The sequence below is a fragment of the Salipiger abyssi genome (assembly GCF_001975705.1).
In the GTDB taxonomy this organism is placed as follows: Bacteria; Pseudomonadota; Alphaproteobacteria; order Rhodobacterales; family Rhodobacteraceae; genus Salipiger; species Salipiger abyssi.
The window spans coordinates 2667425-2678530 of the sequence record NZ_CP015093.1 but is presented as its reverse complement, the minus strand read 5'-3'; the positions used below and the strand labels follow the sequence as shown (position 1 = coordinate 2678530).

General features: G+C 63.8%; 10 protein-coding genes and 1 riboswitch. Of the genes, 3 read left to right on the top strand and 7 right to left on the bottom strand.

Annotation, left to right across the window (positions count from 1 at the left end):
- Positions 1-111: 111 nt before the first annotated feature.
- Positions 112-288: riboswitch (cobalamin riboswitch) on the top strand.
- 41 nt (positions 289-329) lie between these two features.
- Complete coding sequence (gene bluB, locus Ga0080574_RS16520) at positions 330-1022, top strand: 5,6-dimethylbenzimidazole synthase (protein ID WP_076702201.1); 693 nt, start codon at positions 330-332, stop codon at positions 1020-1022.
- A gap of 322 nt (positions 1023-1344) precedes the next feature.
- Here bluB and Ga0080574_RS16515 read toward each other — a convergent pair whose 3' ends face one another.
- Genes Ga0080574_RS16515 through Ga0080574_RS16485 form a run of 7 tightly spaced genes read right to left on the bottom strand, consistent with a single transcriptional unit; the run spans position 1345 to position 8837 of the window.
- Positions 1345-2334, bottom strand: a complete 990-nt coding sequence (locus Ga0080574_RS16515; RefSeq protein WP_076702197.1) for an asparaginase — start codon at positions 2332-2334, stop codon at positions 1345-1347.
- Positions 2331-4727, bottom strand: coding sequence for a xanthine dehydrogenase family protein molybdopterin-binding subunit (locus Ga0080574_RS16510; RefSeq protein ID WP_076702194.1), 2397 nt, complete (start codon positions 4725-4727; stop codon positions 2331-2333). The genes Ga0080574_RS16515 and Ga0080574_RS16510 overlap by 4 nt, the downstream gene beginning before the upstream one ends.
- Entirely contained in the window at positions 4724-5221 is a 498-nt protein-coding gene (locus Ga0080574_RS16505) for a (2Fe-2S)-binding protein (RefSeq protein ID WP_198039736.1), read from the bottom strand. The genes Ga0080574_RS16510 and Ga0080574_RS16505 overlap by 4 nt, the downstream gene beginning before the upstream one ends.
- A complete protein-coding gene (locus Ga0080574_RS16500) occupies positions 5218-6084 on the bottom strand; it encodes an FAD binding domain-containing protein (RefSeq protein ID WP_076702190.1) in 867 nt (288 codons plus the stop codon). The genes Ga0080574_RS16505 and Ga0080574_RS16500 overlap by 4 nt, the downstream gene beginning before the upstream one ends.
- Before the next feature lie 7 nt (positions 6085-6091).
- Positions 6092-7375, bottom strand: coding sequence for a TRAP transporter large permease (locus tag Ga0080574_RS16495; RefSeq protein ID WP_076702186.1), 1284 nt, complete (start codon positions 7373-7375; stop codon positions 6092-6094).
- A gap of 18 nt (positions 7376-7393) precedes the next feature.
- On the bottom strand, positions 7394-7888 hold the full coding sequence (locus tag Ga0080574_RS16490) for a TRAP transporter small permease (RefSeq protein ID WP_076702183.1): 495 nt from the start codon (positions 7886-7888) through the stop codon (positions 7394-7396).
- A 34-nt stretch (positions 7889-7922) separates the two neighbouring features.
- Complete coding sequence (locus Ga0080574_RS16485) at positions 7923-8837, bottom strand: TRAP transporter substrate-binding protein (RefSeq protein WP_198039735.1); 915 nt, start codon at positions 8835-8837, stop codon at positions 7923-7925.
- 268 nt (positions 8838-9105) lie between these two features.
- Between Ga0080574_RS16485 and Ga0080574_RS16480 the strand changes: the two genes are divergently transcribed.
- Complete coding sequence (locus Ga0080574_RS16480; RefSeq protein ID WP_076702176.1) at positions 9106-10302, top strand: M20 family metallopeptidase; 1197 nt, start codon at positions 9106-9108, stop codon at positions 10300-10302.
- 33 nt (positions 10303-10335) lie between these two features.
- Positions 10336-10983, top strand: a complete 648-nt coding sequence (locus Ga0080574_RS16475) for a GntR family transcriptional regulator (RefSeq protein WP_076702173.1) — start codon at positions 10336-10338, stop codon at positions 10981-10983.
- Positions 10984-11106 lie beyond the last annotated feature (123 nt).

The window sequence follows — 11106 nt, the reverse complement described above, 5'->3', positions numbered from 1 at the left end:
CCGACCGATAGTGGTCAGTCGCGCTGAGCACCGGGCGCTGCCACACCCGGCCCCGAGCTATCTGCATACCGTTCGAGATTGAATGTCCGTTTGCGTGCCGCGCACAGTCGCGAGATAAGGACATCATCAGGTGCCCCCTTGGGGGAGAATCGGGAAGCCGGTGCAAATCCGGCGCGGGCCCGCCGCTGTATCGGGGATCGTTTGGCAGAAGCCACTGGGCAACGCCCGGGAAGGCGCCAGGACGAGAGGATCCGGAGCCAGAAGACCGGCCTGGTGTCATTGCGCCTCGGGGTGGAGCCCGTGGCGCTTTGAAATATGCGAGGCCCGATATGCCCCCCGATCCGTCCGCCAGAACTGTGCTTCCGCAGCCCGCCCGCCGGTTTGACGAACAGGAACGTCAGGCGCTTTACGATATCATCAATGCCCGCCGCGACGTTCGGAACGAGTTCCGGCCCGATCCGGTCGATCCCGACGCCCTTTGGCGCATTCTCGCGGCCGCGCATGCCGCGCCGTCGGTCGGCTTCATGCAGCCATGGGATTTCCTGCTGATCCGCGACCCGGAGCTGCGCGCCTGCGTGCATGCCGCCTTTCTCCGCGCCAATGCCGAGGCGGAAGAACTGTTCGACGGAGACCGCAAGGCGCTTTACCGGTCGCTGAAGCTCGAAGGCATCCTGACCTCTCCGCTAAACATCTGCGTGACCTGCGACCGGACCCGTGGCGGGAAGGTCGTACTGGGCCGGACCCATAACAGCGACATGGATCTCTATTCGACGGTCTGCGCCGTCCAGAACCTCTGGCTGGCCGCCCGTGCGGAAGGCGTGGGGATCGGCTGGGTTTCGATCTTTCGACCGGAGGATCTTCGCGGCCTGCTGGGCATCCCGGATCACGTTGAAATCGTTGCTTACCTTTGTGCCGGATATGTCGATGAACTCTACACGACGCCGGAGCTCGAAGCCCGCGGCTGGCGCAAGAGGCTGGAACTCGAAAGCGTGATTCATGAAAACGGCTGGCCCGCAACGTAGCCGCAGGCAAGCGTTGACGCGATCCGCCACGCCACATGCGCCCCGGCACAAACGAGACCAAGAGCCAGGCAGAAAACTCCATCCAGCCCCTTCTGACCGAAGGGGCCTGCGGCCTTTGCACACCCGTCATCGAATGCACGCGACACCGATCTGGTCCGCTATTCGACCGATCAAGACGACACTTCGCGCTCAAAGGCCTCCCCCCGGGACGCCGCTGCGAACAACCTCTTGCGAAACCACATCTCATGTCAGCCGCTATGCAACGACATCGCGCGTCGCAGCCCAACGGGGGCCGCCCTGACACGCATCCAGGATAAGACACCTAGCTTGCCCCTGCTCCGCGAATTTTTGCAGTCAACTCGGCTGCCGTCAGGCCAGCCCCCAGAAGAGCGCTCATCAGCAGGCGTGCCTTGATGGGCGACAGGCTCCCGGAGAAATATGCGCCCGCAGCGGCGAGGGAACAGCCGCCCGAATCTCGCCCGTATACCGGCAACGTGCGCCCTTCGGGACAGCGCGACGCCACGATGACGGGGATATTGTGCGTGCTCAGCCGGCGCACCGCATCTGCAAAGCCGCGGGGCGCATTTCCACGGCCGAAAGCGGCGAGGACCACGGCCTTGACCCCGCTCTGAAGACAGAAATCAAGATATTCGGGAGAGCTCCCAAGACCCAGCAGCATCAGCTCGACGCGGCTTTCCAGCCGTTTTGTGGCAACATGTACCCGCTGGGTCGGGCGGCGATAGAGATAGACCTCACCGCCATCGACCTCCCCCAGCTTGCCGAGCCCGGCCGACCGGAACGCATCGACGCGCGACGTGTGGGTCTTGCTCACCTCGCGGGCCGCATGGATATCGCCTTCGAACAGCACAACGGTGCCGATGCCACGCAGGGCATCGCTTGCCGCACAGCGAATGGCATCGGCGATGTTTCTCGGGCCGTCGGTGTCCGGTTCACCTGCATGTCTCTGTGCACCGGTGAAAACGACCGGCTTTTCGGACGTCACGAGAATGTCGGAGAGATAGGCGCTCTCTTCCATGGTGTCTGTGCCGTGGGTGACCACGACGCCAACCACTTCCGGGTTTTCAAGTATCGCGGCAATGCGTCGGCACAGGCGATGGGCCATACCGAGATCGAGCGCATAGCTGCCCAGGGCGCCAAATGCCTCCTCCCGAACCGAAATGCCCTCCGGTCTGCTGTGCAGGCGGGCGAGCAAATCGTGACCGGACAGGTTCGCATTAACGGCCCCCTCCGCGGCGTCCTCCGTAGACGCAATGGTGCCTCCGGTCGCGATCAGAACAACGGTCTTATTCACCTGCCACTCCCCGACGTCTTCGCAGCCGTCAATGGCGCCGCGCCCCCGAGCGCAGCAAGCACGGTGCGCGGCGCAATCGGCAGCCGTCGAACCGTCGCTCCCAAAGGCCCAAGCGCATCGTTCACCGCATTCAGGACCGCTCCGGATGCCCCCGCAACGCCGGCCTCCCCCACGCCCTTGGCCCCGAGCACGCCCTCGGCGGTGCCAGAGGTCACATGCGAGACCTGGATATCCGGCACATCGGAGGCCATCGGCACCAGGTAATCCGCCATTGTCGCGGTCAGCAGCTGCCCGTCCTCATCGTAGCGGATCTCTTCCAGCAGGGCTGCGCCCAGCCCCTGCACCACACCGCCGCGGATTTGTTCCTCGACCAGCTTGGGATTGATGAGTGTACCGCCATCATGCGCCACCCAATGCCCCAGCAGCCGGGTGAACCCGGTGTCGGTGTCGACCTCGACGTAAGCGGCCTGGATGCCATTGGTGGCCTGAAACAGTTGCACCCTGGGAACCGAGTGTCGGGTGACCATCAGTTCGGTTGGCATGTCATCGGGCAGCAGATCGTGGCGGAAGTAGCAGATGTGGGCGACCTCGGCTGTCGTCGAAATCTGTGCGCCTGCCGCATCGACGACATGGCCTTTGCTCAGGTCCAGCGTTTCCGGGTCGCGCTGATGCAGGTGGCCCGCAACCATGAGCAGTTGCTCCCGCAAGGTTTGCGCGGCCTGCCAGGCGGCCTCACCCCCGGTGGATATCCCGCGAGAGGCCCAGGCCCCGCCGCCATGCGGCGTGATCTCGCTGTCGCCGCTCAGCACGCGGATATCCGCCACCTCCACACCCAGCACCGACGCGACGATCTGCGCGATGCCGGTATCGGTGCCCTGCCCCTGATCGGTGACGCTTGGCATGCAGCGCACGTGGCCCGAAGGCTCCATCTTGAGCGTACAGCCGTCCTGGCCGCTCACGTCGATGCCACCGGGACCGTAAAAGCCGTTGCCGGTTCCGGTCAGCTCAACGAAACTGGCGATGCCGATGCCGCGGTAAATGCCCTGCTTTCGCAGCTCCGCCTGCTCGCTCCGCAGCGCAGTGATATCCATATCCGCAAGCAGGCGGTCGAGGCAGGCATGCTGCGACAGGTAGTGCAGATGCACGCCGGTCGGCGTCTTGCGCGGGTAGCTGTCATCGGAAAGAAAGTTCCGCAGCCGGATCGTTTCGGGGGCAAGCCCCAGCGCCGCTGCCGCGCGATCGACCATATGCTCGGTGATTGCGCAGGCGACCGGGTGCCCGACCGAGCGGTAATGTCCGATCAACGCCTTGTTCTGGAACAGCAGCCTTAGCCGCGAGCGGAAATCGGCAATGTCATAGCCCGCCGCCGACATGCGCAGTACATGATTGCCCTCGCCCAGCGATGTGCGCGGGTATTGTGGATAAGCCCCGATGGGGAAGAGGTCGTCCAGTTCGAACCCCGTGATCCGGCCATCCTTCGTCACCGCGATGCGGGCCGACACGCGATGTTCGCGCGCATGATTGTCGCTGGCGAACGATTCCAGCCGGTCGGCGACAAAGCGCACCGGGCGACCGGTTTGTATCGCGGCAAGGCAGACCAGAACGTCCTCCTGATAGAGCTGCTGTTTGAGCCCATAGGCGCCGCCGACATCTTCGGAAATCACCCGCAGCCGATGCTGGCCAAGCCCGAGGATCTTCGCCAGTTCCGCCTGCAACTGATGCGGGCACTGGTGCGAGATGCGCAGGGTCAGCACCTCGCTGCTGGGGTCGTATTCCGCGAGCATTGAGCGCGTCTCAAGCGGACAGGCGGTATGACGGCCGAAGTCCACCGTGTCCTCGATCACCAGATCCGCGTCTTTGAAAGGCGTGCCATAGTCGCCATTGCCCGAGGTCAGGATGACGCAAAGATTGCTGCCGCAATCTTCGTGGATCAATGGCGCATCCGGGGCGAGCGCGGTCTCGATATCCGCGACGGCGTCAAGCGGGTCGATGTCGGCGAAGACCTGCTCTGCCGCGTCTTCGGCAAGGGCGCGACTGGTGGCAACCACCATCGCCACCGGCTCGCCGACATAGTTCACACGCGCCGGCGGCAATGCATGCTGCTCCGGCGCCTTCATCTCAGGCAGCAGCGTATTGCCCGCACGCCAGGGCTGGTACAGGCCGGCAATTTCGGCATGCGTCAGCACCGCAACCACCCCGTCCATATCTCGCGCCGCCTGGCAGTCGATCTCCAGTATATCGCCCCGGGCCACGGGCGAGCGTACAAAGGCCGCGTGTAACCCGCGCAGGGCTGCGGTGTCGTCGGTGTACCGGCCCCGACCGGTCACGAAGCGGCGGGCGCGCTCGCGGGGGACCGATTTGCCAATCGGGTCGCGCAGGATCTGCTTGCTCATGCAACCTCTCCCTTTTCGGCCCGGCGTCCGGCGGCTGTCTTCATCACCGCATCGACGATGGCCTGATATCCGGTGCAGCGGCAGTAATTGCCGGAAAGATAGGCGCGGACCTCCTCCCGCGTGGGATCGGCGGTTTCCGCCAGCAAGGCGGCGGCCGAGATCACCATCCCGGGCGTGCAAAAGCCGCACTGCAAGGCGTTTTCGGAAACGAAGGCCTCGACCAGGTCACGGGTGCCCGGCTGCGAGGACAGGTATTCGATCGTCTCGATTTCAGCCCCCTCCGACTGTCCCCCGAGAATGAGACAGCCGCGCGCGATGGCCCCGTCGATGCGGATGGTGCAGGCGCCACAGACCCCGTGCTCACACCCCACATGCACGCCGGTAAAACCCAGATCCTCGCGCAGGATGTCGGCCAGATGCTTGCGGGTGGGTACGGTCACGACGTGGTGTTCGCCGTTCACCTTCAAGGCAACGCGTTGCATCGGTTCGCTCATTTTTCGGCCTCCTTGCCTGCGACCTCGGCCAGCCGCCGTTTCAGCAAAACCCCGGCCAGGTGCAGCCGCATCGCCGCGTCGGCCTGGGCGTCCTCCTGCGGATCGAGATCCTCGGCCAGCGCGGCGATGGCCGCCAGCTCCGCTTCGGCGGTGAATTCCCGCCCGATCAGGGCCCGTGCCGCATTCCGCGCGAGCACCGGACGCGGCGAGGCGCCGAAGAAGCACAGATCGAGATCGGCAAAGGCTGCGTCCTCTATCCGCGCCCGCACCGCCAATCCCACGATGGCGAAATCGCCGTGTCTGCGGGCGATTTCTTCAAAGCCGAAGCGCTCCTTTGGGCATGCGACGGGCAGTTGGGCGGCGACCAGAATCTCGTCCGGCGCGAGCGCGGTTTCGTAAATGTCGAGAAAGAATTCGCGGGCCGGAATGGTCCGCAGGCCGTCGCGGCCAAAAACCTCGAACGTCGCGCCAAGCGCGGTGCACACCGCCGGAAGCTCCGCCGCCGGATCGGCCAGGCAGACACTGCCGCCGAAGGTGCCGCGGTTGCGCACCGCCGGATGGGCGACATGGGTAATTGCACGGGCGAGAAGCGGCACTGCCTCGGCCACCTCGGCACTCGCCATGACCTCCGCGTGCCGGACAAGCGCGCCGATGCGAAGCACCTCACCGCGCCGCTCGATGCCGCGCAGGGCCGACAACGCGCCGATGTCGATCAGCCGCGAGGGGGCCGCGAGGCGCATGGCGAGGATCGGCATCAGGCTCTGACCACCGGCGATGATGCGCGGCTCCTCCTCCCGATGCAGAAGGGTGACCGCTTGCTCCAGCGAGGAGACGCGGGTGTACTCGAAAGGATATGGTTTCATGGTCTTCTCAGTATCCGAAGATCTCGGGCAGCCACAGGCTGACGGCGGGCACAAAGCTCACCAGCAGAAGCGTGGCGATATGAACAAGGATGACAAGCGCCACGGGACCGGCCAGTTGCTCGACCCGCAGGCCCGAGACCTCGCTGCCCAGAAACAGCGCCACGCCGACCGGCGGGGTGGCCATGCCGATGACAAGGTTGATGCTCATCAGCACACCGAAGCTGACCGGATCGATGCCAAGTTGGATGGCCACGGGCATCAGCACCGGCACCAGGATGATGATCGCGGCGGTGGTGTCCATGACGAATCCGACGATCAACAGCAGCAGGTTGATGAGCAGCAGCAGGATAACGGGATTCTCCGAAAGGCTCAGCATTGCACCGGCGATCTGCCCCGGCACGCCTTCAGACAGCATGACGTCCGAAAAGACCCGTGCGGCGCCGATCACCAGCATGATGAAACTCGTTGTCTTGGTGGTGGAAAGCGCCACCTGCCAGATGTCTGCCAAGCTGATCGAGCGATAGATCAGCATACTGACCACCAGGGCATAGAAGGCAGCGACTGCCGCGGCCTCGGTGGGGGTCATGATGCCGCCAAAGATGCCGCCGAGGATGATCACCGGCATCAGCAGCGCCAGAAACGAGCGGCGGAACTCCCGACCGACACGGCGGAGCGAAAAAGGGGTGATCGTCCCGTAGCGCCGACGCCGCGAGCGGACGTAGACCAGCCCCATCATGCCCGTGCAAATGATCACGCCGGGCAGGATGCCGGCCAGAAACAAAGCCCCTACAGATTGATTGGCGGTCACGGCAAATATCACCATGGTGATACTCGGCGGAATGATCGGTCCCAGCAGCGAGGCACCGATGGTGATGCTGGCCGCGAAGGAGCGGTCATAGCCCTCTTCCCGCATGGCCGGGATCATCACCCGACCCACGGCGGCGATATTCGCCAGCGCCGAGCCGGAGATCGAGGACATGATGGCATTGGCCACAACATTGGTGTGGCCGAGCCCGCCCCGCACATGCCCGACCAGCGACTGGGAAAACCGCACAAGCTGCATGGAGATGCCGCCGCGATTCATCAGCTCGCCGGCCAGCACGAAGAAGGGGATCGCCATCATCGGAAAGGAGTCCATGCCGTTGAACATGCTCATCGGCACGAGCACCAGCGGCATCGAAGGCAGCAGCAGCACCATGGCAAGCAAGGCCGCGCCGGCCACTGCGAAGGCGATCGGAACGCCCATGAGAAGCAGCATTAGCATGGACAGGAAAAGAGTCGTTGCGAGCATTACAGATGGGTCCTCGGATCAGCCCGGAGCATTGGCATCATCGGTATCGGAGGCAATCAGGCCGCGCCCTGTCACCAGCAAATGGTAGATCATCAACCCGGCGCCGACCGGCAGCGCGGCATAGGGCACATACATCGGCAGGCGCAGCGCCGCCGTGGTCATGTACTGACCGCGCGCCATCAGGATCACTCCCTGCCAGAGAACGACGGCAAGCACGGCCATCACCAAGACCTGGGCAAGCAGCGTGACGGCAAGACGCAGACGGCGGGAAGGCAAATGGGCGAGCAGCAGGTCTACCGCCACATGGCCGCCCTCACGGAACACGAGGCCGCCGCCCAGAAACGAAAGCCACACCATACTGTAGCGTGCGACCTCCTCCGACCAGGTCAGCGCGTCGTCGAGCACGTAGCGGAAGAAGACCCCGGCAAGCGTGGCGCCAAACATGACGAAGAGCAGCGCCACGACGGCGGCCTTTGTCAGCAGCAGAACGCCAGCATCGAACTTTCGGAACATTCCGGGGCCTCCTTTTCTGGATGCGGGACGGGGCTCAGGGCTGACCGACCGCAGCTTCTGCCTCGGCAATCGCCGCCATCAGGGCATCGACCCAGTCGTCGCCGATCTCGGCCCGAACCATGGCTTCGACGGCGGGACGACCCAGCTCGCGAAACTGCGCGTATTCCGCGGGCGTCGGATCGTAGATTTCGATGCCGGCCTCCTCCAGATCACCCAAAGCGTGGCGTTCATCCAGCAGCACGGTGGCCCGCGCCACCAAAGTCGCCGTCTTCGCCGCCTCGTTCACGATGGCCTTCTGGTCGTCGCTGAGCGACTGATAGGTCGCTTCGTTGATCATCGCGGCGTGAATGCTGAAGAGGTGCCGGTCGAGCGTCAGATATTTCAGATGCTCGTGGAACTTCATCGCGTAGGCAAGGCCGGGCGGGTTTTCCATGCCGTCGACCACGCCTTGTTGTAGCGATGTGTAGACTTCCGACCAGGAAATCGGCACCGGGCTGCCGCTAAGCTCGCGCACCATGGCAATATGCGCGTCGTTTTCGCCGGTGCGGATCTTCAGGCCGGCAAGGTCGGCCGGGCTATGCACCGGATGATCGCTGTTGAAGAAGCTGCGGAACCCGGCATTGAAAATACCCAGCATGCGCAAGCCGGTTGCATCGCGCCAGGCCTGTGCAAACTGCTGCCCGAACGGCCCGTCCAGAACCTCCCAGGCGACCGCATCGGATTTGAACAGGAAAGGAATGCCGAGAACCCGTGCCTGCGGGAAAAAGCTCGGCATCAGGATTTCGCTGTTGAGCGTGATCTGGTTGATGCCGGCCTGCGCCTTTTCGATCTGTTCACGCTCCGCACCGGCGGCATTGGCGCCCAGAATGCGCACCTCGATGTCACCGCCGGTCTGCCCCTCGACCATCTCCTTGAAAATCACCGCCCAAGAGTGAGAGCCCTGCTCCATGGTTTCGGCGGTGGTGTGGCTCAGCCGCAGAACGGTTTGCTGCGCCGAGGCCGCCCCCGCGACGAGCGTCGATGCGGCAAGTGCGACCGCACCGGCTCTGATCAGGTTTCCAATACTCATTCGCTTCTCCCGGTTGTTGTCGCGCCAGTGGGTTTTTGACTTGCCAGAGGGCGCGCATCTTGATTTGCTAAAGTGTATTCAAGTATTATTGTATCCAATATGAGATGCAAGCGACGAAATCGAAAAATATCTGGAGGCCCATAAATTGATGAAAAAACAAGCACACAGCCATCTGACGGCAGAGAAGCTCGTCCCGCTGCTGCATGAATTCGTTCAGTTCCCGAGCGAGCAGACCGACCTGCAAGAGACGGATCCGGCCGTGCATGCCTTCATCCGCGACTGCGCCGCGCCGCGCTTTCGCGAGGTCGGGGCCGAGATCCGCTTCGATGCGCATGGCAACCTCATCGCCGAGGCCGGCCCCGTCGACGGCAGGGCGTCGCTGTTGTTCGTGGCCTATGCGATGACCCACCCCGCGAACCGGATGACCGACCCGTTCGCGCCACGCACCATCGAGACCGACCGCGGCCCCGCGGTACGCGGTCGCGGCGTGGCCGAGCAAAAGACCGCGCTCACCGCAGTGCTGGGCGCCCTGGCCCAGGCCATCGCGGAGGACAGGCTCGACGGGAGGCTCACCGTGGTGCTGACCACTGCGGGCGAGACCGGGCGTCACGATGCGGTGCGCGCCGCCATGGCCGATATCGCCAGAACGCCCGACTACGCGGTGATCTGCATCGGCACCGACGGGCGCATCGCCACCGGCAACAAGGGCCGCGTCGATTTCGACATACAGGTACACGGCAAGGCATCGCACTCCTCCGCCCCCTGGAACGGTATCAATGCGCTTTCCGGCGCGCGCCGGGTTCTGGAGGCGCTGGAGGACTTCGATCTTGACGTCGCGGATCATCCGACCTTTGGCCCGGCAACGCTCACGCCGACCGCGCTGAAGACCCTGCCCAATGCCACGCACACCGTGCCCGACACCGCAACCATCACCTACGATCGCCGCGTCCTTCCCGGCGAGGTGCCGGAACAGGCCTTTGAGGCGCTGACATCGCGGATCGGGATCGACGCGCCGTGGTCACTGAGTTTCGAGCCGGGGCCGATCATGTATCCCAACGAGTTGGACGAGACCGGCCCGTTCTTTGCCAAACTGCGCGCGGCCTTTGACCGCTCCGGCTACCGCAAGGCGGAAAGCTTCGCCTGCAATTTCGCCCTCGACGCCGGTTTCTTTGCGCGCGAGGGGGCGGCTGCGGTCATGCTCGGGCCCGGCGAGGTTGCACAATTCCACTCTGACGAGGAAAATGTTCTGGTGGAGGACCTCGTCGGCATCGCAAAGGTCTACTATGAACTGATTTGCGAATGCGTGGGCGAGACGCGCGAGGCCGGTCAAGATGCCCGCGGATAGAGAAGGAGGCCGGACTGTGAAAGGCGGGAAGGCATGACACAGCGATTTATCAACAATAAAATGTCGCCCGTAGAGCGCGCCTATCACTACATACTCGATGCCATCCTTTCGGGTGAGCTGGAACCGGGCATGCGCGTGCCGACCGAAGCGCTCGCCGAAAACCTCGGCATCAGCCGGATGCCGGTGCGCGACGCCCTGCGTCAGCTTGAGGGCGACGGCGCCGTCACGATCATTGCCAACCGCGGTGCCTCGGTGGCGCAGTATTCCTCGGAAGAGGTGGTGGAGATCATTGAAATGCGCGCCGTGCTCGAGGCGCTGGCGGCGCGGTTGGCGCTGCCACGTATGAGCGCGACCGAGATCAGCGAACTCGAACACCTGCACTGGCGGATGCAGAATGTGAGCCAGGATCTGACGGCGTGGATCGCGGCGCATGACGATTTCCACAACTACCTCACGGCCTGTAGCAAGCGGCCGCTGCTGATCCAGCAGAGCCAGCGCCTCCGGCTCATGCTGCGCCCCTATTTCCGCAGCTACTACGCAGAATCGAAGGAGCTGGAAATCACAGGCCTTGAGCATCAAAGCCTGGTGGATGCGGTGAAGGCAGGCGATCCCGAAGACCTTGAGCGGAAGGTGCGCGCCCATGTGCGCCAGAACGTGGAGACCATCGCCAAACTCGCCTGACCGCGCAGAATTTTCCGCGTGATTTCCAAACCCGGCGCCCCAGGGCGCCGGGTTTTTTCATTTCATGCGTTGCGCGGCTTATGGATTTATGTATATTTGTATCCAATTTCAATAAATACAAAG